The 21,996-nt window shown below is 38.8% G+C and carries 25 protein-coding genes; 18 read left to right on the top strand and 7 right to left on the bottom strand.

All coding sequences use genetic code 11. The features are described from left to right. Positions 1–14: 14 nt before the first annotated feature. From ACN6NE_RS17895 to ACN6NE_RS17960, 14 genes are all read left to right on the top strand, one after another. Positions 15–1,208 (top strand): CCA tRNA nucleotidyltransferase, encoded by a 1,194-nt coding sequence (locus tag ACN6NE_RS17895; RefSeq protein ID WP_129707171.1) that lies wholly within the window; start codon positions 15–17, stop codon positions 1,206–1,208. Further along, a complete protein-coding gene (locus ACN6NE_RS17900) occupies positions 1,193–2,182 on the top strand; it encodes a bifunctional biotin--[acetyl-CoA-carboxylase] synthetase/biotin operon repressor (RefSeq protein WP_013056096.1) in 990 nt (329 codons plus the stop codon). The genes ACN6NE_RS17895 and ACN6NE_RS17900 overlap by 16 nt, the downstream gene beginning before the upstream one ends. Positions 2,183–2,454: 272 nt before the next feature. Next, positions 2,455–3,288 carry a 3-methyl-2-oxobutanoate hydroxymethyltransferase gene (gene panB / locus ACN6NE_RS17905; protein WP_474326280.1) on the top strand — a complete coding sequence of 278 codons (834 nt, stop codon included), beginning with the start codon at positions 2,455–2,457 and terminating at the stop codon, positions 3,286–3,288. A gap of 1 nt (position 3,289) precedes the next feature. Further along, on the top strand, positions 3,290–4,147 hold the full coding sequence (gene panC / locus ACN6NE_RS17910; RefSeq protein WP_474326283.1) for a pantoate--beta-alanine ligase: 858 nt from the start codon (positions 3,290–3,292) through the stop codon (positions 4,145–4,147). Beyond that, positions 4,148–4,531, top strand: a complete 384-nt coding sequence (panD, locus tag ACN6NE_RS17915; RefSeq protein WP_129707177.1) for an aspartate 1-decarboxylase — start codon at positions 4,148–4,150, stop codon at positions 4,529–4,531. A 202-nt stretch (positions 4,532–4,733) separates the two neighbouring features. Continuing rightward, positions 4,734–7,535 carry an ATP-dependent DNA helicase DinG gene (gene dinG, locus ACN6NE_RS17920; RefSeq protein WP_474326286.1) on the top strand — a complete coding sequence of 934 codons (2,802 nt, stop codon included), beginning with the start codon at positions 4,734–4,736 and terminating at the stop codon, positions 7,533–7,535. 88 nt (positions 7,536–7,623) lie between these two features. Continuing rightward, entirely contained in the window at positions 7,624–8,421 is a 798-nt protein-coding gene (locus ACN6NE_RS17925) for a ComEC/Rec2 family competence protein (protein ID WP_474326288.1), read from the top strand. Between the two features lie 188 nt (positions 8,422–8,609). Continuing rightward, a complete protein-coding gene (locus ACN6NE_RS17930; RefSeq protein ID WP_013056102.1) occupies positions 8,610–8,780 on the top strand; it encodes a YpmA family protein in 171 nt (56 codons plus the stop codon). Between the two features lie 11 nt (positions 8,781–8,791). Beyond that, positions 8,792–9,280, top strand: a complete 489-nt coding sequence (locus tag ACN6NE_RS17935) for a cell wall elongation regulator TseB-like domain-containing protein (protein ID WP_013056103.1) — start codon at positions 8,792–8,794, stop codon at positions 9,278–9,280. A gap of 133 nt (positions 9,281–9,413) precedes the next feature. Next, positions 9,414–10,598, top strand: coding sequence for a pyridoxal phosphate-dependent aminotransferase (locus ACN6NE_RS17940; protein WP_129707183.1), 1,185 nt, complete (start codon positions 9,414–9,416; stop codon positions 10,596–10,598). Between the two features lie 155 nt (positions 10,599–10,753). Then, positions 10,754–12,046, top strand: coding sequence for an asparagine--tRNA ligase (gene asnS, locus ACN6NE_RS17945; protein ID WP_045293839.1), 1,293 nt, complete (start codon positions 10,754–10,756; stop codon positions 12,044–12,046). Positions 12,047–12,382: 336 nt separating this feature from the next. Continuing rightward, positions 12,383–13,090 carry a DnaD domain protein gene (locus ACN6NE_RS17950; protein WP_474326293.1) on the top strand — a complete coding sequence of 236 codons (708 nt, stop codon included), beginning with the start codon at positions 12,383–12,385 and terminating at the stop codon, positions 13,088–13,090. Positions 13,091–13,230: 140 nt separating this feature from the next. Next, positions 13,231–13,902, top strand: coding sequence for an endonuclease III (gene nth / locus ACN6NE_RS17955; protein ID WP_129707185.1), 672 nt, complete (start codon positions 13,231–13,233; stop codon positions 13,900–13,902). Then, positions 13,889–14,389 (top strand): YpoC family protein, encoded by a 501-nt coding sequence (locus tag ACN6NE_RS17960; RefSeq protein ID WP_474326296.1) that lies wholly within the window; start codon positions 13,889–13,891, stop codon positions 14,387–14,389. Before nth ends, ACN6NE_RS17960 begins: the two co-directional genes overlap by 14 nt. Before the next feature lie 35 nt (positions 14,390–14,424). Here the strand turns inward: ACN6NE_RS17960 and ACN6NE_RS17965 are convergent, their stop codons facing one another. After that, positions 14,425–17,265, bottom strand: a complete 2,841-nt coding sequence (locus ACN6NE_RS17965) for a transglycosylase domain-containing protein (RefSeq protein WP_474326299.1) — start codon at positions 17,263–17,265, stop codon at positions 14,425–14,427. Positions 17,266–17,328: 63 nt separating this feature from the next. Continuing rightward, positions 17,329–17,928 (bottom strand): Holliday junction resolvase RecU, encoded by a 600-nt coding sequence (gene recU, locus ACN6NE_RS17970; protein ID WP_014460963.1) that lies wholly within the window; start codon positions 17,926–17,928, stop codon positions 17,329–17,331. A 73-nt stretch (positions 17,929–18,001) separates the two neighbouring features. Between recU and ACN6NE_RS17975 the strand changes: the two genes are divergently transcribed. Next, positions 18,002–18,997 (top strand): DUF2515 family protein, encoded by a 996-nt coding sequence (locus tag ACN6NE_RS17975; RefSeq protein WP_474326302.1) that lies wholly within the window; start codon positions 18,002–18,004, stop codon positions 18,995–18,997. 11 nt (positions 18,998–19,008) lie between these two features. Here ACN6NE_RS17975 and ACN6NE_RS17980 read toward each other — a convergent pair whose 3' ends face one another. Next, a complete protein-coding gene (locus ACN6NE_RS17980) occupies positions 19,009–19,110 on the bottom strand; it encodes a hypothetical protein (RefSeq protein WP_016763465.1) in 102 nt (33 codons plus the stop codon). A gap of 227 nt (positions 19,111–19,337) precedes the next feature. On the opposite strand from ACN6NE_RS17980, the gene ACN6NE_RS17985 reads away from it, so the two are divergent. Next, positions 19,338–19,592: a hypothetical protein gene (locus ACN6NE_RS17985; RefSeq protein ID WP_129707193.1), complete on the top strand. Its 255-nt coding sequence runs from the start codon at positions 19,338–19,340 to the stop codon at positions 19,590–19,592. 45 nt (positions 19,593–19,637) lie between these two features. Then, the gene (locus ACN6NE_RS17990; RefSeq protein ID WP_013056113.1) at positions 19,638–19,988 is read left to right on the top strand and encodes a YppE family protein; all 351 of its coding nucleotides are present in this window, start codon (positions 19,638–19,640) and stop codon (positions 19,986–19,988) included. A gap of 93 nt (positions 19,989–20,081) precedes the next feature. Here the strand turns inward: ACN6NE_RS17990 and ACN6NE_RS17995 are convergent, their stop codons facing one another. Continuing rightward, positions 20,082–20,252 carry a hypothetical protein gene (locus tag ACN6NE_RS17995; protein WP_013082336.1) on the bottom strand — a complete coding sequence of 57 codons (171 nt, stop codon included), beginning with the start codon at positions 20,250–20,252 and terminating at the stop codon, positions 20,082–20,084. Between the two features lie 125 nt (positions 20,253–20,377). After that, on the bottom strand, positions 20,378–20,572 hold the full coding sequence (locus tag ACN6NE_RS18000; protein WP_013056115.1) for a YppF family protein: 195 nt from the start codon (positions 20,570–20,572) through the stop codon (positions 20,378–20,380). Between the two features lie 229 nt (positions 20,573–20,801). Here ACN6NE_RS18000 and ACN6NE_RS18005 point away from each other — a divergent pair, with 229 nt between their 5' ends. Then, the gene (locus tag ACN6NE_RS18005) at positions 20,802–21,215 is read left to right on the top strand and encodes a YppG family protein (RefSeq protein WP_129707197.1); all 414 of its coding nucleotides are present in this window, start codon (positions 20,802–20,804) and stop codon (positions 21,213–21,215) included. Positions 21,216–21,246: 31 nt separating this feature from the next. Here the strand turns inward: ACN6NE_RS18005 and ACN6NE_RS18010 are convergent, their stop codons facing one another. Both ACN6NE_RS18010 and ACN6NE_RS18015 read right to left on the bottom strand, forming a co-directional pair. Continuing rightward, a complete protein-coding gene (locus ACN6NE_RS18010; RefSeq protein ID WP_165351699.1) occupies positions 21,247–21,393 on the bottom strand; it encodes a hypothetical protein in 147 nt (48 codons plus the stop codon). Between the two features lie 145 nt (positions 21,394–21,538). Continuing rightward, positions 21,539–21,991, bottom strand: coding sequence for a CotG/ExsB N-terminal domain-containing protein (locus tag ACN6NE_RS18015; protein ID WP_474326308.1), 453 nt, complete (start codon positions 21,989–21,991; stop codon positions 21,539–21,541). Positions 21,992–21,996: the final 5 nt, after the last annotated feature.

Raw genomic sequence — 21,996 nt, forward strand, 5'->3', positions numbered from 1 at the left:
GAATGGAGGAAGTTATGAAAGAACCGTTCATTCATCCGCTTTATATTATTGAAAAACTGGAGACAGCCGGTTACGAAGCGTATTTTGTTGGAGGAGCGGTCCGGGATCTCATTTTAAATCGGACGATTGGAGATATTGATATCGCTACGTCAGCTAGACCTGAACAAGTGATGGAACTCTTTCCTAAGACGATTCATGTAGGAATCGAGCATGGTACGGTTGTCGTTGTCCATGAGAACGAGACCTATGAGGTAACCACTTTTCGCTCTGAGGGAGAATATGATGATTTTCGTCGCCCCTCGTCCGTTACGTTTATTTCGTCTCTGATAGAAGATTTGCAGCGTCGCGATTTTACAATCAATGCAATGGCTATGAATGCAAAAGGAGAAATCATTGATCCATTTAATGGAAGAGAAGATTTGCGAAACCAGTTAATTCGCACTGTCGGAAATGCTAAAGAACGCTTTCATGAAGATGCTCTTCGTATGATGAGAGCCGTTCGCTTTGTCAGTCAGCTGGCGTTTTCGCTGTCTGATCAAACTAAAAGAGCCATTCAGCAATACGGTGAACTGCTGAGGCATGTTTCTATTGAACGCATTACAGTTGAATTCGAAAAAATGCTGAGCGGAAAGCGTCCGTCTTTAGCATTAGCACTTGTAGCAGATACGGAGCTGTATCGCTACTTGCCCCAATTGAATGTAGATCCGCAAAAATTCCGATCTGTTTGTGCACACGATTGGATGATGCTTCAGCGAGTATCGGAGTCATGGACACTTCTGGTACATCTACTCGACATTCAAGACAAGCAGGCATTTTTTAAAAGCTGGAAATTATCTAATAAGCAAATTAAAGATATTCAGCTTCAGTCTATTGGTCTTCGAGACGTTTTGGAAAATGGATGGTCAAAACGCATCATGTATACAATTGGAGAGCAGGCCAGCGTAAGCGTGAATCGTATTTTACAACTTCTTCGAAACAATGAGTATATGAATGAACATGAGCTTCTTTACATCTATAGCGAGCTGCCTATTCATTCTTTAAAAGATTTAGATATAAATGGTCAAGATCTTTTAGTGTGGACAGGTAAAAAGGGTGGTCCATGGGTGTCTCAACTGTTAAAAGAAATTGAGGAGAAAGTTCTATACAATGAGTTAATGAACACGAAATCTTCAATAAGAAAGTGGGTGCAGTCTTGCAGTCAGATATAAGAAGAACGCTGCTTGAAATGTTTACGAACGCAGATGGGGACTATGTGTCCGGCCAAAAGATCAGCGATTTATTAGGCTGTTCAAGAACAGCTGTATGGAAGCATATCGAAGAGCTGCGAAAAGACGGCTATGAACTTGAAGCTGTTCGTAAAAAAGGCTATCGCATTGTTGGGAAGCCGAACAAAGTAAGCAGCAACGAGCTTTTATTAGGGCTCCAAACAACAAAAATCGGTCAGTATATTCATTATGAGGAAAGCGTGCATTCTACTCAGAAAATTGCTCATCGAATTGCTCAAGAAGGAGCAAAAGAAGGAACGGTTGTAGTTGCTGAAGAGCAAACGGCAGGGAGAGGAAGACTTGATAGAGCTTGGTATTCCCCAAAATATACTGGTGCCTGGATGAGTATTATACTGCGTCCTTCTATCCCTCCGCAGCAGGCTCCTCAGCTGACTCTACTATCAGCAGTGGCTGTTGTACAGGCCATTCAAGAAGTGACGAACCTTTCTCCAGACATTAAATGGCCGAATGATGTTTTATTAAATGGGAAGAAGCTAGTTGGGATTTTAACAGAAATGCAGGCTGATTTTGACCGGATTCATTCGGTCATCATTGGAATTGGCATCAATGTGAATCAGCAGGAAACGGATTTTAATGAACAAATCAAACACATTGCCACATCTTTACGTATTGAAAAAGGTGAAGAAATTAATCGTGCGGCTTTGATGCAAGCGTTTTTCTTAAAGTTAGAAACCCTTTATGAAGAATACTTAAAAAATGGCTTTGGTTTAATTAAAGTTCTTTGGGAAACGTATGCGATCAGTATTGGCAAGCGAATTATAGCGCGCACGATGACAGCTAACATTGAAGGCTTTGCAAAAGGTATAACAGATGAAGGCGTTTTATTGATTGAAGATGATGAAGGAGTTATACACCGAATTCATTCTGCAGATATTGAGCTCTCTGCTAAAAAATAGTAGAAAAATAAAGAAATTTTTATTATAATACGAGTATCAAGGTAGTATCGCAAGAACTTCACTTGATACTCGTTTGTTTATTTTTAATACGACAATAAATCTGCCTTGATCCATTAAGGACTAGGACAGAGGGATGACGCGTAGGTAAGCACATTAGGGAAAGTGTGCTTTTTATAGATGAAGTCTGTCAAAGTCCTTCTTCCTTTTATAGGTAGAAGGGCTTTTTGTGTGCAGACGTGCGCTCATCTCCTCTGAGAAGGAGGAGAAAGTTAGTGAAAACAAAATTAGATTTTTTACGTATGAAACAAAACAATGAACCAATTGTGATGCTGACTGCATACGATTATCCGTCAGCTAAGTACGCTGAGGAAGCAGGCGTAGACATGATTTTAGTAGGCGATTCTCTAGGAATGGTCGTTTTAGGATATGACTCTACGATTCCTGTAACGGTAGATGATATGATTCATCATACAAAAGCGGTTAAAAGAGGAGCTGCTGATACATTTATCGTCACCGACATGCCATTTATGTCCTATCACGTGTCGAAAGAAGACACGATGAAAAATGCTGCTCGTATTATGCAGGAAAGCGGAGCTCATGCCTTAAAAGTAGAAGGTGCAAACGATGTTCTCTATACAATTTCAGAATTGACGCAAGCTGGTATTCCGGTTGTTGCACATCTCGGGTTAACTCCTCAGTCTGTCGGCGTCCTGGGCGGTTATAAAGTGCAAGGGAAAGAAGCGAAAGAAGCAAAACAGCTAATCCAAGATGCGATCAAGTGTGAGCAGGCGGGAGCTATTGCTGTTGTATTAGAGTGTGTTCCTAAACAAGTAGCAAAACAAGTAGCTGAACGCTTAAGCATTCCCACAATCGGAATTGGAGCAGGAGCTGACACGGATGGTCAAGTACTTGTATACCACGATGTATTAACGTACGGCGTAGAGCGTGTGCCAAAATTCGTTCAGTCATTTGCGAAAATAAATGAGCCTATTTTACAGGGGCTTTCACAGTATGTAAGTGAAGTGAAAAAAAGAGAGTTTCCGAAAGAAGCACATATTTTTTCAATGAAAGAAGAGCAGTTAACGGCACTGTACGGAGGGAAATAAGATGAAAGTCATTACAACAATTAAAGACATGCAGCAGGAGATGAAAAAAGAAAGGCAGCTTGGACGTTCAATTGGATTTGTCCCGACGATGGGCTATTTGCATGAAGGCCATGCTACTTTGCTTGGAGCGGCTCGCACAGAAAATGAAGTGGTGGTGCTAAGTATTTTTGTGAACCCGACTCAATTTGGACCAAATGAAGATTTTGATACGTATCCAAGAGATTTTGAACGCGATGAGCGCGTGGCAAAAGAAGCTAACGTCGACTATTTATTTTATCCTTCAGTAGAGGAAATGTATAAGTCAAGCTGTTCAGTTGCTATAACCGTGACAGATCGTGTAGACGTATTGTGTGGACAGAAGCGCCCCGGCCATTTTGACGGAGTAGCCACGGTACTAACAAAGCTTTTTCATATTGTAACACCAGATCGTGCATACTTTGGTAAAAAAGATGCACAGCAAGTTGCTGTGGTAGATGGCTTAATTGAAGACTTTAATTTCCCAGTGGAGCTTAGAGCAGTAGACACGGTGAGAGAAGCAGATGGATTAGCTAAAAGTTCTCGTAACGTATATTTAACAGATAAAGAAAGAGAAGAGGCACCTGTTTTATTTAAGAGTTTACAAAGCGCTCTGCAGCTTCTTGAAAGCGGAGAGAAGCAAGTAGAAATCCTTAAACAGGCCATTCGAAAAGAAAATGAGCAACATACGAGCGGTAAAGTGGATTATATCGATGTTTATACGTATCCAGAGCTAAAAACGATTGAGCAAGCCGCTGGAAAAATCATTATTGCTTTAGCTGTTCAATTCTCTAAAGCCCGTTTAATTGATAATGTAATTGTAGACGTACAGGGGGATAACTAAATGTTTCGCACGATGATGAATGCTAAAATACACAGAGCTTATGTAACTGAAGCCAACTTAAATTATGTTGGGAGCATCACTATTGATGAAGATGTCATCGACGCAGTAGGAATCACAGCAAACGAAAAAGTCCAAATTGTAAACAATAATAACGGAGCTCGCTTGGAAACGTACGTCATTCCCGGTGAACGAGGGAGCGGCGTAGTTTGTTTAAATGGAGCTGCTGCAAGACTCGTGCAGCCGGGAGATATTATCATCATTATCTCTTATGCGCTCGTAGCAAATGAAGAAGTAGCTCACCATCATCCAACCGTAGCGATTATGAATGAACAGAATAAAATCCAACAATTGCTTAAACAAGAACCAGCTGGTACAATTCTATAAGAACAGTCCCCCTTCATGAGGGGGATTTTTATTTGAATACATACTCTAGTAAGTGAACGGTATAAACCTCTATACACACTAAAGTAAAACTTCTATGTATGAAAGCCTCTCTGTTTTTCACGAGAAGGAGTTGCGCTTTTAAAGCATATAGAGCAGGCTTTCACTTTATACTATAAAAAGACAGACTTGCGAGGTGTTGACCGTGAATAAACGCTTTGTTGTGGTAGATCTTGAAACGACGGGACATTCTCCAAAACAAGGAGATAAAATGATTCAATTTGCTGCTGTCATAGTAGAAAACGGCAAAATTGTTGAACGTTTTTCTAGTTTTTTAAATCCTGGTATGGATATTCCGCCTTTTATTACACAACTAACTAACATTCAAAATGATATGGTGAAAGATGCACCTTTATTTGAAGAAATTTCACCTAAAATTATAGAATTGCTAGATGATGCTTATTTTGTTGCACATAATGTGGCATTTGATTTAACTTTTTTACAAGAAGAACTCTATCAGTGCGGAGAGGAGACGCTTTATAATTCAACCGTAGATACCGTCGAACTGGCTCGGATTCTGCTGCCTACAGTTGATGGGTACAAACTTAGCCAATTAGCTGAGTATTTACATATTGAACATGAAAACCCTCATCAAGCAGACAGTGATGCAGAAGTAACGGCACGTATTTTACTGTTATTAATTGAGAAATTAAAGAAGCTACCTCTAACAACCTTAAAGCAGCTGTATGCGCTAAGCTTGCACTTTAAAAGTGAAATTGGAGAACTAATTCAACAAGTTATAGATGATAAAAGCTATGCCGAGGATGATTCGTATGAATTTATACATGGCATTGCGCTAAACAAATATCAGCCGCATTCAGCTAATGAAAAGCAGCACTCTCATACTTACGAAATATTTGAAACTGAAAAGCAAAAGCTGTTCCATCAGGCTCTGCCATTGTTTGAAGAACGAAAAGGGCAGTGGGAGATGATGAACTTTGTACAAGAGTGCTTTGCAGGTAATGAGCATGCTTTAATTGAAGCCGGGACCGGTATTGGTAAAACCTACGCTTATTTAGTTCCTGCCGTGTTTTATGCTTCTGTTCATCATCACCCAGTCATTATCTCGACTAACACGGTAACGCTTCAGCAGCAAATCATCGAAAAAGATGTGCCCATTCTAGAAAAGATTGTTCCGTTTCCTGTTACGGCAGCTGTTTTAAAAGGAAGAGAACATTACATTAGTATAAGAAAATTTATTCAGCTCTTAAAAGAGCGCAATAATAATTACGATGCGATCCTCACAAAAGCGAAGCTGCTTATTTGGCTGACGGAAACGGAAACGGGCGATAGCGATGAAATAAACCTGCCTTCTGGCGGCAAACTTTTTTGGGAACAGCTAAATGAAAGCAATCCGTCTCCAAGTGACTTTAAGCATCCTTGGAAACTTTATTCTTTTTATGAACGAGCGCAGAACAGAGCGCAAAATGCCCATATAGTAGTGACAAATCATCGCTTGCTGTTGATGGATGTGATGAGTAATCATGAGCTGCTGCCTGAGTATGAACAGATTATTATTGACGAGGCTCATCACTTAGAAGACATTGCTGGAGAAGAGCTGGGGGAGCGCTTAGATTATTTTGCGGTTAATGCGCTATTAAACCGAATCGGAACCATTCAAGACAAAGGGCTGTTAAAAAAACTTCATCATACGTTTGTGAAATATAGCATCGAGCTTAACACTGAACTTCTTCAAAACCTGTTTGTGCAGCTTCATTCTGAGTGCGATGACTTATTTCGTTTGATTCATTCTTTTGTCCAAAAAAGAATCGGCAATCAGCAGGGCGAGATTGGAAGAAGCAGCTATCGATATAAAGTGGAAAAAGAGCATGGGCATTACTGGACGGCTATTCAAGAAGCAGCGTCGCGCATTCGTTTTTTAATTCACGATCTTTTTACATGGAATGATGGGGCAAGACATTCCTTTGACGAACTATATGACAAAGTCACAAAAAATGAACAGTCGTCTCTTCATGAATTTCAAACGGCTGTTAAAGGATTTGAACACATATCTCAGCAAATAGAAAAGCTTTTGTTCAAACAGCAGAGTCATCACGTAACGTGGTTTGAGATTGAACCAAAAGGAGCAGCGAATGCTACGTATATCTATAGTCAGCCTACCTCCATTGCCGATACGCTGGCTGATGAATTTTTCGCTAAGAAACAAAGCGTTATTTTAACATCGGCTACATTGACGGTGAATGGAACATTTGATTATTTAATTCAAGAGCTAGGGTTATATGACTTTCAGCCTGCTCAACTCATTCTCCCTTCCGAGTTTGATTATGAGAAGCAAGCTAGAGTCTATATTCCTCAAGATACGCCTGCTGTTAACGAAGTATCATTATATGAGTATAGCGCTATGATGGCAGAAAGTATTCTTGACGTAGCTAAAGTAACAAATGGTCGTATGCTGGTGCTTTTTACTTCATATGACATGTTGAAAGCTACGTATGGTTATTTAAAAGAGTTAAACGACCTTGAAGAATTTGTACTGCTCGGTCAAGGAGTCACAACTAGAAATCGTAATAGACTATTAAAAGACTTCAGCCAGTTTGAGCATTCCATTCTATTGGGTACAAACAGCCTGTGGGAAGGAATTGATCTGCCAGGAGATTTATTATCATGTCTCGTAATTGTCAGACTTCCTTTTTCATCTCCAAATCAACCTCTGCTGACAGCTAAATTTGAGCAGATGAAAAAAGAAGGGAAAAGTCCTTTTATGAATTATTCACTTCCTCAGGCCGTTATCCGTTTTAAACAAGGATTTGGACGGTTGATTCGTTCAAAAAGTGACCGAGGAGCTATATTTATTTTTGATAATCGTATTACGCGAACAGCATATGGGTACCATTTCCTTCATTCACTTCCAAAAGTCCAGGTTGTTCAAAAAACGTTTTCGAATATCTTACTGGACTACAAAGAATGGTGGAATGAAAAGACTTGAGCATACGCTTAAGTCTTTTTTTATGCATACTGTTTCTTCACTTGAGAGACGATAGTAATATACTATGATAAGCAAATGAGGACAGTGTATGATTAAAATATTGATAAGTGCTGTACTGTTTTTTAGTTTTATGAACTGTTCGGTTTCAGCAGCCGTTATTAAAAACGTAGATTTTGGTTTACAAGCTGATGAAGTCGTTATCACTTTTTTACCTCTTTCAGATGGAGAAGCAAGTCTAATTCAAGACGGAAGCGGAGAGACCATTTTGATAAATACCGGAAATGCCTCTTCCTATCCCGAGCTAAAGAATTGGATACAGCGATATAAAGTGAAAAAAATAAATCAGTTAATAATTACGAAACAGCAAAAGTACTATGATTCAAATGTTCAGCGAGCTGTGAATGATTATCATATAGAGCGTATTATTGTCCCGGCTCAGTACCAGGCGGAGTTTCAAACAGAGAAGTGGAGAGAAAATGATTTATTTCAGTTAACAAATAATATACATGTTGATGTCTTGCATGCATCGAAGCAAAAAACAGCGGCTATGGATCTATTATTTACAATCGGAGAACATCGGATTCTATATGCAATGAGCAGCTCAGATGAAGTAGAAGAAAAGTTTTTACGCATTCCTCTTACCCATGTAGATGTATTGAAAATTCCTAATTTTGGAGAAGGGACGTTTTTTTCGAATGCATTTTTGAAGCAATTAGATACACAGCTTGCCGTTGCGTTTACGAAACAAGGCCGTTCATATTCCTCTAGACTGCTTTCAAATTTAACAGCTGAATGGATTGAATTATATGACGTAAGAGAGGGGAGCGCTTACTCTATTAAAATGTCGCTAAAATCCTATGATGTGATGAAATTTTCTGCAAAATAAACAAATTTCCTTTTGCAAAAAGAGGTAAATTCCTTATAATATTATATATGTTTACTTATTTATTCGGTTTTTACGCAAAACGTACAGACGGGATTGATGAGTGAAAAAGATGACGATAGTTTTTGATACCTGTTATAATACGGATATCGTCATTTTTGCGTCATGATAGACGAGCTAGGAGGTTTACAATGGAAAGTAGGATTGAAGTATTATCAACTGTCCGCGTGGAAAATTCCTCGGATTTATATAAAATTGTTGATAGTTTGAATCGCACGTTGAAAAAGCAAGATTTGATGTTCGGATTAGCGTTAGATGAAGAAGATCAAAGCAAAGCTGTATTTACAATTTATCGTACATAAGTAGGGATTTTATGAAAAAGTTAATTATTGTAGCGGTAGCTGCTGTGCTTTTAATTATCGGGGGCATTTCTTTTAGCATTTATCACTCGTCCGTGAAGGATGTTCAGTCTGCTGAGGAAAAAGCAGCATCCCAAGCAAAAAAAGAATTTAATTTGAAATCTGTCACAAGCACCCAGCCATATTTCGGCAATCATGCATTTTATGTAGTAGAAGGTACAAACCGAAGCAATCAAAAGGTAATTGCTTGGATGCCTAAAAGCAAAAAACAAACAGCTGTTTTAAAGAAAGCAAGCAGCGGGATCACAAAAGAGAAAGCCATTTCCATTGTGAAAAATGATAAAAACCCGCAGGAAATTAAGTCGGTGCGCCTAGGCATTGAAAATAAAAAGCCGCTGTGGGAAGTAACATATGTGGATAAAGATAAGAAACATTTAACATACTATTATCTTGATTTCTCTAGCGGTGAATTTATAAAACGATACAGCTTATCACAATCATAAATCGTTTATACCATATGAAATACCATATGTGTCATAATATAAGATTTCAGCGCTTTATGAAAATGAAGCCAATTTTTTATCTATAATCAGCCCGCGGGCTGATTATAGCTTTAGTTCATAGGGGGAGATTTTAGTGAAGTTAGCAAAACGTGTATCAGCATTAACGCCATCATCAACATTAGCGATTACAGCAAAAGCGAAAGAATTGAAAGCGGCTGGTCATGATGTGATTGGACTTGGAGCAGGGGAACCTGATTTTAATACGCCGCAGCACATTTTAGAAGCGGCTGTCACAGCAATGAATGATGGTCAGACAAAATATACGCCAGCAGGCGGCCTTGCACCATTAAAAGAAGCGGTAATTGAAAAATTCAAACGCGACCAAGGCCTGACGTATTCACCTTCTGAAATTATTGTTTGTACAGGTGCTAAGCACGCACTGTATACGTTATTTCAAGTTCTGTTAGACGAAGGTGACGAAGTGATTATCCCAACTCCTTACTGGGTAAGTTATCCTGAGCAAGTAAAGTTAGCAGAAGGTACACCAGTATTCGTTGAAGGTTCTGAAAATAACGAATTTAAAATCACACCTGAACAATTAGAAGCGGCTATTACTGCTAAAACCAAGGCTGTTATTATTAATTCACCAAGCAACCCAACAGGTATGATTTACACAAGAGAAGAGCTTCAAGCTTTAGGAGAAGTTTGCTTGAAGCACGATATTTTTATCGTATCAGATGAAATTTATGAAAAACTTGTGTATGGTCAAAATGAACATGTATCGATTGCACAGCTTTCACCAGCGTTAAAAGAAAAAACAATTATCATTAACGGTGTTTCTAAGTCACATTCCATGACGGGCTGGCGCATTGGATATGCAGCTGGTGATGCTACAGTTATTAAAGCGATGACAAACCTAGCGAGTCACAGCACGTCAAATCCAACATCTATTGCTCAATATGCAACAATTGCTGCTTATAACGGCACTCAGGAGCCGGTGGAAATGATGCGACAAGCTTTTGAAGAGCGTCTAAACGTAATTCATGAAAAGCTGATTAACATTCCAGGGTTCTCATGCTTAAAACCACAGGGTGCTTTCTACTTATTCCCTAATGCAATTGAAGCTGCAAAGTTAACTGGTTTTGATACAGTTGATGTATGGGTAGAAGCTATTTTAGAAGAAGAGAAGGTAGCGCTAGTGCCTGGTTCAGGATTCGGTTCACCTGAAAATGTACGTCTTTCTTATGCTACATCACTAGATCTGCTAGAAAAAGCAGTGGAACGCATCCATTCATTTATGACTCGTCATATGAAATAAAAAAGATTATATTTAAAAACAAAGGAGCCTTTTAGCACAAATCACACGTGTTAGAAGGCTCTTTTTGTTTGTTACTTGTTATTATGTTTGTCGAAATGTATAATAGGATGGCATACATAATTACGAAATGTAAGTTTTTTGGAGGGATATTAATCGTGAAAATTACGATTTCAGAAGCAAGCAAGCATGTAGGAAAAGAAGTAACAATTGGTGCTTGGTTAGCGAATAAACGTTCAAGTGGTAAAATTGCCTTTTTACAGCTGCGCGATGGATCAGGATTCATGCAAGGGGTAGTTGTAAAAGCTGAAGTAGAAGAAGAAACTTTTAAATTAGCTAAATCTATGACGCAAGAATCATCACTATATGTAACAGGTGTGGTACGTGAAGATGAGCGCTCACCGTTTGGCTATGAGTTAACAGTTACAAGCCTTGAAGTTATTCATGAAGCTGTTGATTATCCAATTACGCCAAAAGAACATGGAACAGAGTTCTTAATGGATAACCGTCATTTATGGCTCCGTTCTAAACGTCAACATGCTGTTATGAAGGTTCGTAACGAAATTATTCGTGCAACGTACGAATTCTTTAACGAAAACGGGTTTACAAAAGTAGATCCTCCAATCCTAACAGGAAGTGCTCCTGAAGGAACAACAGAATTATTCCATACGAAATATTTTGACGAAGATGCATATCTTTCTCAAAGTGGACAGCTTTATATGGAAGCAGCGGCAATGGCGCTTGGAAAAGTATTTTCATTCGGTCCAACGTTCCGCGCTGAAAAATCTAAAACACGCCGTCATTTAATTGAGTTTTGGATGATTGAACCAGAGATGGCTTTCTACCAATTCGAAGATAACTTGAAAGTACAGGAAGAGTATGTGTCTCATGTTGTACAGTCTGTTTTAACAAACTGTAAGTTAGAGTTAAATGTACTAGGCCGTGATACATCTAAGTTAGAACAAATTAAAGCGCCATTCCCTCGTATTTCGTACGATGAGGCTCTTAAATTTTTACATGAAAAAGGATTTACAGACATTCAGTGGGGAGATGACTTTGGAGCACCGCATGAAACGGCTATCGCAGAAAGCTATGACAAGCCGGTATTCATTACACACTATCCAACGTCATTAAAACCATTTTATATGCAGCCAGATCCAACAAATGAAGACGTAGTATTATGTGCAGACTTAATCGCACCAGAAGGCTACGGAGAAATCATTGGAGGCTCTGAACGTATTCATGATCAAGAGCTTTTAGCTCAGCGTGTAGAAGAGCACAAATTAGATACTGAAACGTATAAGTGGTATTTAGAGCTTCGTAAGTATGGCTCAGTTCCACATTCAGGATTTGGTTTAGGCCTTGAGCGTACGGTAGCATGGATTAGCGGCGTAGAACACGTTCGTGAAACGATTCCATTCCCACGCTTATTAAACCGTCTATACCCGTAAGGAAGTGAAAAAAGTATTCTGACTCTTGTAGTCAGGATACTTTTTTAGCTTTTTTTATGAATCATAAAAAGAAAAGAAAAACGAGGCTTTTACTTATATCATAAGGAAACAAAGGCAAACATAGAAAAGAGTCTAACTTAAAAGGGAGTTGCAATTCTCGAAAAAATAAGTTAGTGTAATATTCTTGGAAGGAAGTCATCGTTCGTATATATTTTATATGTGCAGAGCAATGGTACGGTTTCAGCGGAAAGTTTTACATAGAAGCTTTTTTAGCTTCGAATAATTATTACTTTGACTATAAACTTCATGATATACTAACTACTGAGGTGTTCGGATATGAAAAAAGAAACGTTAATTGAATGGTTTGAACAAGGCACAGTTTCAATTCCGAAGCTGCTGTTTAATCACTATAGCGATTTGGGAATGAACGAAACGGAATTCATGACGTTAATGCATATTTATGTTTCCATTGAAGGCGGTGAAGGTTTCCCGACACCTAACGAATTGGCGGCAAAAATGAGTATTTCAAGTGCTGTCTGCATGGATACGCTGCGAGCATTAATTCAGCGCGGCTTTTTATCTATCGAGCAAGATCAACAGCAAAACGCCCTTATTTGTGAACGTTATTCATTAAAACCGCTTTGGGAAAAGCTTATTCATCATATGATGCAAGAAACAAGAGAAGTAGAAAAAAACGAAGAAGAACAAGAAGAGCTTAATTTATATACAATGTTTGAAAAAGAGTTCGGCAGAGCATTGTCTCCGTTTGAATGTGAAACGCTAGCGATGTGGATTGATCAAGATCATCATGATCCCATTATTATTAAAGCCGCACTAAGAGAGTCGGTGATGTCTGGAAAATTAAACTTCCGGTATATTGATCGTATTTTATTTGAATGGAAGAAAAATGGTATTCGGACCATTGATCAAGCCCGCAAGCATAGCCAAAAATTTCGTCAAAATCAACAGCCCAAAGAACTATCTTCTGTTAACCCTTCTCAGTCTACATCAGCCATTCCTTTTTTTAACTGGCTAGAGCAATGACAGGATAAAAAGCTGCTTCAAGATCCAAGTAATTGAATCTTGAAGCAGCTTTTTTAAAAGAATACGGACAAAAGTAGCATTTGACAGGAACCCTATTGTAAAATAGGAGGGAACTACCTGTAAGAAGAAGGAGAACTAGTATGTTAACGTTAAAACAAATCAGACAGTGTCTAGATGCTATGGCGGAAATGTTTCCTGACGCTCACTGTGAGTTAAATCATCGGAATCCCTTTGATTTAGTCATTGCTGTAGCGCTATCTGCTCAGTGCACAGATGCTCTAGTCAACCGCGTCACAGCGGATTTATTCAAGAAATATCAAACGCCTGAAGACTATTTAGCCGTTTCGTTAGAAGAGCTGCAGCAAGATATTAGATCAATCGGCTTATATAGAAATAAAGCTAAAAATATTCAAAAGCTCTGCCGTATGCTCATTGATGAATACGGAGGAGAAGTTCCAACAGATCGTGATGAGCTGATCAATCTTCCAGGAGTAGGGCGTAAGACGGCTAATGTTGTTGTATCCGTAGCTTTTGGAGTACCGTCAATAGCAGTAGATACGCATGTAGAACGTGTAAGTAAACGCCTTGGGATTTGCAGGTGGAAAGATTCCGTTTTGGAAGTAGAAAAAACGCTAATGAGAAAAGTTCCGAAAGATGAATGGTCAGTTACGCATCATCGACTTATCTTTTTTGGACGCTATCACTGTAAAGCACAGTCTCCTCAATGTCATGTCTGCCCGCTTCTTGATCTTTGCCGAGAAGGAAAGAAACGAATGAAAGGAAAAGAGAAGAAGACAGATGTTACCGATTGAAGTGCCGTCACATTTCATATGCGAACCATTCTATTCAAAAGAAGATCGGGTTCTTGAAGTAGGTGGAAAAAATGGAAAAAATTATTTTGTTTATGATATTTTATACGATGTACATAAAGAGACGAAAACACCTTGGAGGGATGTTCAAAAGAACATACGGCCATTTTTTGAAAAGTGGGAAACTCAAAGAGAAGAACTGTATACGCTTTTTTCTCTACGAAAAGCAAAAGAAGCAGCCCCTTGTATGAAACAAGCTGCTGCTATGTATATTAGTTTACTGTTTTGGATTAATGGACAGCCCGTTCGGCGTTTAAGTCGGTTGCAAGAAGACATAGCGGAACTAACTTATAAGCCTATTAACTGTGCTGAGAGGCTTATGTTTTTGCTGCAGCGAGTATCTTCTTATCAAGCGTATATTCAGCTGACAGAATTATTTAATGAGCTGCGTAAGCAGTATGCAAAAATGCTTATTCTTCACAAGAAATAAAGCCCCTACACGTGTAGGGGCTTTTTACTGCTACGTTAATTTTCAGTTGTTGGTTCTTGCTGCGGTGTAGCAGGTGTTGACGGCGTCGATGGTGTAGCAGGGGTTTGTGGTGTTTGACTTCCTGAGTCACTTCCACCGTTGTCTGCTGGAGGAGTTGTTGTACCTCCGTTATTATTGTTGTTGCCGCTATTACCCTCGTTAGCATTGCCGCTATCATTATTGTTATCATCGGTATTGCCGCTATTGTTACCGCCGCTATTGTTGCCACTATTGCTGTTTTGGTTATCATCCGGCTGAGTAGATGAATCGTCACCTTGATCAGAGTCGTTGTTTTGATCAGTGTTGCTATTGTCTTCATTTTGATTATCGTCCGTTGTTCCGTCATCTTCAGGCTTAGTAGAATCATCTTCGGTAGCTTGATCTGATGAATCAGGGACTTTTACAGAAGAACTAGCGCTTTCGCCCGTATTTGTTGTTACGGTGAAACTATACGTTGCGCCTGGTGCTGGGTTGGAAATTGTTTTTCCACCGGCTCCTGCGCCAGATGCGAGTTGTTCAGAACCGCTAGGAGATGACATTGTGACTGTAAAGGTCGTATCACTGGCTGCGTTTGATGCTGACCAGTTAACTGAAATTGCTCCTCCGCTATACGAAGCAGTAATTTTTGGCTTCACATCTTTATTGTCTTTATTGTCTTTATTGTCTTTTTTGTCCTCTTTTTTATCTTCTTTCTTTTCTTCTTTTTCTTCTTTTTCTTTCTTCACAAACGTTTGAGATACTTTTGTCGGTGCAGTACCGCGTACAAAGTATTCTTTAGTAATTAAGCTTGAAGGAGTAGAGCCGCTTGGGCGTTTTAAGTCTTTGCCCGTTGGTTTTTCCACGGAACGTTCAACTACGCTGTCAGGCTGTTTGAAACTTCCTTTAGGTTTGCCTTCAGAAATATGAGTAATAACATGCTTAAAGATATTTTTTGCCATGCCTGTTTCATTAGCACTTAAAATATAGCCGTCTTTAGCAGTTTCATAACCTGTCCATACGGAAATCGTATAGTTTGGCGTAAACCCATTAAACCAAACGTCTTTTTCACCAGCGTCTGGAATATTGTATCGTTGCTTTTCTGCAGCACTAAAGTTCGAAGTTCCTGTTTTACCCGCAATTTCTAATCCTGGTGTACGAACAGCACGAGCTGTACCATATGATTCGTTTACAACAGATTTCATCATGTCCGTCATCATAAATGCCGTGTAATCTTGCATTGCGCGTTTTGATTTTGGCGTTAAATCAATCTCTGTTCCATCAGGGAATTTTACCTTTGTCACTGTATGCGGTGCATTGTACATACCTTCATTTGCAAAAGCACTATAGGCTCCAGCCATTTGTAGAGGTGTAACACCTGTACGGAAGCCTCCGATAGAATAAGATTCAGAATAAGCTTCGCCGTCTTCTTCATCTAATTTCAGCCCAAGGCCCGTAGCAAACTCTTTTGCTTTGTCTGCTCCGGTTGCTTGAAACGCTTTTAAAGCAGGGATGTTCAGTGAACGTCCTAAAGCTTCACGAGCTGAAACCCACCCTTTATAGTTGCGTCCAAAATTTCGGATTGGCGTGCCGTTTGAATAATGATATTCTTCATCTTTTATCGGTTGTCCAGTAGACCACTTTAAGTTCTCAATCGCTGGACCGTAATCTAAAATCGGCTTAATTGTTGAGCCGGGCTGACGTCTCATATTTGTTGCAAAGTTTAAGCCGCCTGATACACGATTACGTCCGCCTCCAATTGCTTGAATGCCGCCTGTTTCGTTATCTACAACGACAAGACCTGCTTGGAATTTATCGTTCGGGAAGTTGACTACTTTGTTATTCATCACATCATCCACATAGTCCTGAGCATTAGTGTCAAGCGTTGTATAAATTTCTAAGCCCGCAGAAAATGGATCCGCGTCTGTTTTCTTTTTTACTTCCTCGATTACTTGATCAATAAATACATCGTACTTAGATGTGGATTCAGTTTGTTTAGCTAAGTGAGCCTGTACATCTACTTGTTTTGCTTTGTCGGCCTCGGCTTGTGTAATGAAGCCGTTTTTAGCCATTAAGTTTAATACTGTGTTACGGCGTTTAGTAGCATTCTCTGGGTTTGTAACTGGGTTATAAGTAGTTGGCGCTTTTGGTAAGCCTGCCAACATAGCAGCTTCATCAAGAGTTAAATCTTTTACGCTTTTAACTCCGTAAAATTTCTCAGCTGCTCGTTCAATACCGTATACTTCACCTGATGCGAAATATATTTTGTTTAAATACATTTCAAGAATTTGTTGCTTCGAATATTTACGCTCAAGCTGGTAAGCTAACCACATTTCTTGTACTTTACGTTTAACCGTCTTCTTTGGTGATAAGAACGAATTCTTTACCACTTGCTGAGTAATCGTACTACCGCCCTCAGCACCGAAGCCGTTTTTAAAGTTCGCCATTAATGCCCCGCCAATTCGGTAAAAGTCGACGCCGTGATGTTTATAAAAACGAACGTCTTCCGTAGCGATAAATGCGTTTTTGACGACTTGAGGGATTTCATCGTATTGCACATATGTACGTTTTTGAGCTCCAATTTCTTTTACAACTGTCTTTCCATCGTTTGCATATACTTTAGATGAAAAAGAGTTTTTTAATACCGAGTCATCAACTTTTGGAGCATCGCTTATCATAGCAAAAAAAGTTCCCACTCCGGCAATGAGCCCGATGATTCCTATCAGTAAAACTGCGGCAACAATTTTACGAAATAGGCCTCCTTTTTTCTCCTTTTTCGGTTTTCCTTGAGATTTACCTTCTGGTTTGTTGTCATTCATAGCTCTTCGTCGTTCTTCACGAGAGCGATAATTATCTGACATAAAAACTCCTACCTTTCAACGCATTGTAAGAGAATGATTTCCGTAAACATATATATCATACTCTTAAAAGTATAATTTATCTATAGTTTTTATGTAATCGATTCTCGGATGGTAACCAAGTTCGATGAAATGTCCTTTTTTTTCAATATCTGCCTTAGGGATTGATTTTCGTCCATCTTTTTTCATGGCATCCCAATAAGGAAAAAGGAACTGTGCTTCGAACAAGTATATTTCTTGTAAAGTAGAGAACATTAATATAACGAAACAAATCCCGTTTTGTTTCACAATTTGCTTCATATGTTCAATTTGATGTTCATGAAAATTACGCAGCGGAAATGAGGTTTTATTTCTCGTTTCTTTTGCTTCAAAGTCAAGGTGCTTTCCTTTATAGACTCCATTATAGTCTGTAGTAGAAGCCTGTTTAAAATAAGCTTCTTTGATAACAGCGGCACTTCTCTTCGGATAGTCTACTTTTACAATTTGAACAGGGGTTGGTTTTTTGTGAACAATGGCTATTCCTTTTGAAACATAGTATTCGTTTGTTTCGTTTAAATCGTCCTCCAGCGTCATACCACGATTGCTATAGCTAGCTTCTAGCTTTTTAGGGGAAGGACTGCTGGTATTCAATGGCTTATAGGCCTTTCCGTTAGGATAGCGAATCATAACCATCACTCCTTTAGTGTAAATCTATTAAACAAACAAATTCTATTATACCAAATCCTACAAATAAAAATAGATGAAAGAAGATGAAGAGATGGCACTCAATAGGTCGGAACAAGCGCTGTTGACGGCGATTAAAAAAACCACAGACAAGCTGAATATTGATAATATATCAAGAACCCAGGCTTATGCAACTTTTTATCATAGATATCCTGAAGTAAAGTGGGCATTTCTCGCAAGTATGGTATCACGAAACGCAGGATGGAATATGTGTGATTTGCAAGGGAAAAACATGAAAAAAGCGTTATCAAAGCAAACGCGGGATTTATTATTTTTGACGTATGAAAGAGCAAATTGGCTTATTTTTAAAGATGCCTTCCCGCAATTACTATTGTATGCTGTTTCGCGTAAAAAACATGTCTCTTACGTTCATTTACTTCCCTATTTAAACGTTTCATCTTTTATCGAAGAGAAGTGGAGACAATTTATGCAGAGACCTTGTGAACTGCAGCTTATTCATGCGTTAATTGTGAATGAGCAGCATGTTATTCAAAAGCCCGTTATTGAACAGCCTTTTTATCAAGATAGAGTGTTTAAAAGTACGCTGTTTTTTTTTCAAGATATATTCCACTTTAGTTCCGTCCTTTTTCCTACTGCAAAAGGGGAATTATACGGTTGTTCTGTTCATGATTTTACAAAAGTAAATAATCGGATTGATTTGGGGAAGAAATTAGCGGCTTTATTATTTCATGAAAAGTATTATCCCTTGTTTTATGAATTTTCTTTGAAAACAAAGCATACGGGTTCGAGATACGATTATGAGCAGTATTTTGTGAATGAAACCAGTTGCCGTACACCTGCTCTTCGAAAGGTGTATCCGGCTATTAGACATCATGAAAAGAAGAGAGAAGAGTGGTTTTTAACGAAAAAAGAGGAACAAAAGCTCATGAAAAAGCCGTCTTTTCCAAAGAAAGTTCATTTTACAAAGTGGTATCTTCAAAAGCAAAAGCAGCTGTATATATTAATGAAAGTAGCGCAAGTATTTAATGTAAATAAAAACGGTCACAAGTGACCGTTTTGTTCTTAAGTAGAAGGCTGGTTAGGACCGTTTAACTTTTTAGGATCACCGTAGGTTTTTGTTTCAGGCTTATTTTTAGGCTGTGATTTTTGCTGTTTGTTGGCCATATCTAGGCACCTCCTATCATGTTGTAATAAACGTTCAGCAGCGGAATGTATCTGCTTAGCTGAAATGTCTATACTAGTGTTTTCAATATGTTCACTTTCGATTCACCATAAATGAAAATGTCGAAAACATCTTTCTTTGACGAATAGAAACTAGTTTTGTCATGTGTGAAGGGACAATGAAGAAAAGAGAGAATACGTTATGCAAAGGAAAATTTGGAGGGATGGCGATGAAACAAAGTATGGTTAAAACAAGCGAAATGATGACTTTATTAGATAGCTTACTAGATCAAGTAGATTTAGTGGATAAAACGATGTCTACATCTATAAATGAAGCATTTACACATTGTGAAGAAACATATATGGAACAAGTTCATCGCATTGACCAATCACTGCAAGAAATTGAAGTAGCTGTGTATGAAAGCATGCCTTCCGAAACAGAATGGAATAGAAGCCGAAGAGAAATGGTTCTTCATACAGTATAAAGACTGTTTATGTTACAATAGTCATCGTAGAGGTGACGAATAACGATGAATGAAGATGTGAAAAAAAGTACGGAGATCATGTTTCAATATAATGAAGTAGCTGTAGAACGATTAGCGTCTATTCAACAGGAAGAAAATTATGAAGTGAAATTTTTTGAAGAAGTAAAGCCTTATGGAGATATTTTCTTCAAAGAACTTGATGAATGGGCTAGTCTCGTAACGGAATGGCTGAAGAAAGAGCGACCAAAATATATTCATGTTAATCAAGTAGAGACGTTAAAAGAAAATTTACAAAACGTTGTACTACAGTCATTTTATCCCGAGACGCGAGAAAAGCGATTTAAAAAGATGTATCACTCAAATAAGTATGTGCTCGAGTCGATATTGAATAATTAATCCCGGCCTTCCGTTAAGATCTACAAGGTGGGGATTTTCTGTGTATGCCTAAAGAGAAAACTCTTTAGGCATTTTATCATTATCAATAAAAAGTTAATCAAAATCTTTTTGAGATTGGATAGAAACAGCTGGGTGATCTTGTGAAGCGACTGTATCGATATGATAATCAACTTTTTCAGTATGTTTAGAAGCAACGGCGTTATTTGTTTTAGTTGCTGCACTTTGGCCTTGCTTTTTATGATCAAAATGTTTTCCACGACTCATGAGATAGACCTCCTTTATTGAATACTACGTTAAAGCTTTTATAGTATAAACAAGTCAAAAAAGAAGTATGTGTCCACTTTATAGGAAACAAAGAAACCACCGATTTCTCGGTGGTAGTAAAAAAATTAATCATCTTGTGCACTAAAATCGGGCTTAGTAGCTCCAATTTGTTCGAGTTCACGTACAGCGGCTTTGTAATTCATAGGAGTTAAAAAACCTTTTAAATACTGCTGCTGAGCAAAATCGAGTAATTCATTACTTGACTGCGGCTCATACTGTTTCACCGCAATAAAAGCTTCTTGAAGTTCGTTCACATACATGTAAATTCCCTCCTAATCCCCATTTGTGCCACTACGTATCGTAGTATCACTTGTTCTTATCGTACCATATATTTAAATAATCTCGTTTTTTTGAAAAATTTAAACTTTCGACAGAAACCTACATATTTTTGAATGTGTTTTCCAAAAGTACAAGTAGACGAACGTCACCTCTTATTTCTGCATACATACTATATATTATGTAATATTAAAAAGGAGGTATTGATTTTGCATGTATACAAGTAAGCATTATCCGTATTATGAGCAACATCAACCAGAACGTTTTGATTTAAGTCAGGTACATCCATTTCCGCAGTATCATCAGCAGCCATGGACGGAAGCTTATATGCCGCAACATCCGTACGCTCAGCAACAAATGCCTTTTGGTCCTCAGCAAATTCCCTATATGAACGGAATGTACCAGCAGCCTATGTACAATAATGCAGGTCCGCCTTTTAATCCATACCCTAAAGCTCAGCAACAAAAGCCTCAGCCTTCTCAATTTCAGTCATTAATGTCTCAGTTTAAATCGAGTGACGGCAATTACGATATGAACAAGATGATGAATACTGCGGGGCAGATGATGGGAGCTATGAACCAATTAACATCCCTAGTAAAAGGGTTTTCCGGTATTTTTAAAGTATAAGGACTAGAAGGTGTTTTCTAGTCCCTGCTTATTATTTTTTCTTTTGATTTTTCAAATAGCTTTCTCCAAGAAGTGTAAATACTTCATTGTAAGTTAATCCAGACTTAGCATTTAAACGTTTGACTTCTTCGACATCTGTTGTTGATGAAGTTGAAATTTGATGCTTGCTTTTTTTCATAAAACCTCTCCTTCTCTATGTAAAATGAATAACATCCCATCTTAGTATATTTACAAATGTGCCCCTTCTATAAGTGGAAAAAAATGCCGAAGACACTCATGGTTCTTCGGCGTTTTTTTGCAATAAAGTTGAGTGTTTAGAGAAATTAAGAGCGACGTGAACGACGAGAGCGGCGAGAAGAACAACGTGAACGGCGAGAGCGGCGAGAAGAACGATGAGAATGGCGAGAAGAACGATGAGAGCGGCGAGTAGAACGACGAGTAGAACGGCGAGAACGGCGAGAAGAACGGCGAGAGCGGCGAGTAGAACGACGAGAACGGCGAGAAGAACGATGAGAGCGGCGAGAAGAACGACGAGAGCGGCGAGTAGAACGGCGAGAACGGCGAGAAGAACGGCGAGAGCGGCGAGTAGAACGGCAAGAGCGGCGAGTAGAACGATGAGAGCGGTGAGAAGAACGACGTGAGCGGCCAGTGCTACGAGAAGAGCGACGCGGCTTTGTTAGTGGACCGGCAGTTGGCTCTTGAAACATAAAAGATTTCAGTTCTGTACATTCTAGGGCTTCAGCAGCCTCTTTAATTTTTTCAGGTGTAATATGCAATACAA

It is taken from the genome of Priestia sp. 53B2 (assembly GCF_056099005.1).

Coding starts and splice junctions, on each gene's coding strand:
- ACN6NE_RS17895 (WP_129707171.1), top strand. CDS start 15: ATGAAAGAACCGTTCATTCATCCGCTTTATATTATTGAAAAACTGGAG.
- panC (WP_474326283.1), top strand. CDS start 3,290: ATGAAAGTCATTACAACAATTAAAGACATGCAGCAGGAGATGAAAAAA.
- panD (WP_129707177.1), top strand. CDS start 4,148: ATGTTTCGCACGATGATGAATGCTAAAATACACAGAGCTTATGTAACT.
- ACN6NE_RS17925 (WP_474326288.1), top strand. CDS start 7,624: ATGATTAAAATATTGATAAGTGCTGTACTGTTTTTTAGTTTTATGAAC.
- ACN6NE_RS17930 (WP_013056102.1), top strand. CDS start 8,610: ATGGAAAGTAGGATTGAAGTATTATCAACTGTCCGCGTGGAAAATTCC.
- ACN6NE_RS17935 (WP_013056103.1), top strand. CDS start 8,792: ATGAAAAAGTTAATTATTGTAGCGGTAGCTGCTGTGCTTTTAATTATC.
- ACN6NE_RS17950 (WP_474326293.1), top strand. CDS start 12,383: ATGAAAAAAGAAACGTTAATTGAATGGTTTGAACAAGGCACAGTTTCA.
- nth (WP_129707185.1), top strand. CDS start 13,231: ATGTTAACGTTAAAACAAATCAGACAGTGTCTAGATGCTATGGCGGAA.
- ACN6NE_RS17960 (WP_474326296.1), top strand. CDS start 13,889: ATGTTACCGATTGAAGTGCCGTCACATTTCATATGCGAACCATTCTAT.
- ACN6NE_RS17965 (WP_474326299.1), bottom strand. CDS start 17,265: ATGTCAGATAATTATCGCTCTCGTGAAGAACGACGAAGAGCTATGAAT.
- recU (WP_014460963.1), bottom strand. CDS start 17,928: ATGATTCGCTATCCTAACGGAAAGGCCTATAAGCCATTGAATACCAGC.
- ACN6NE_RS17975 (WP_474326302.1), top strand. CDS start 18,002: ATGAAAGAAGATGAAGAGATGGCACTCAATAGGTCGGAACAAGCGCTG.
- ACN6NE_RS17980 (WP_016763465.1), bottom strand. CDS start 19,110: ATGGCCAACAAACAGCAAAAATCACAGCCTAAAAATAAGCCTGAAACA.
- ACN6NE_RS17985 (WP_129707193.1), top strand. CDS start 19,338: ATGAAACAAAGTATGGTTAAAACAAGCGAAATGATGACTTTATTAGAT.
- ACN6NE_RS17990 (WP_013056113.1), top strand. CDS start 19,638: ATGAATGAAGATGTGAAAAAAAGTACGGAGATCATGTTTCAATATAAT.
- ACN6NE_RS17995 (WP_013082336.1), bottom strand. CDS start 20,252: ATGAGTCGTGGAAAACATTTTGATCATAAAAAGCAAGGCCAAAGTGCA.
- ACN6NE_RS18000 (WP_013056115.1), bottom strand. CDS start 20,572: ATGTATGTGAACGAACTTCAAGAAGCTTTTATTGCGGTGAAACAGTAT.
- ACN6NE_RS18005 (WP_129707197.1), top strand. CDS start 20,802: ATGTATACAAGTAAGCATTATCCGTATTATGAGCAACATCAACCAGAA.
- ACN6NE_RS18010 (WP_165351699.1), bottom strand. CDS start 21,393: ATGAAAAAAAGCAAGCATCAAATTTCAACTTCATCAACAACAGATGTC.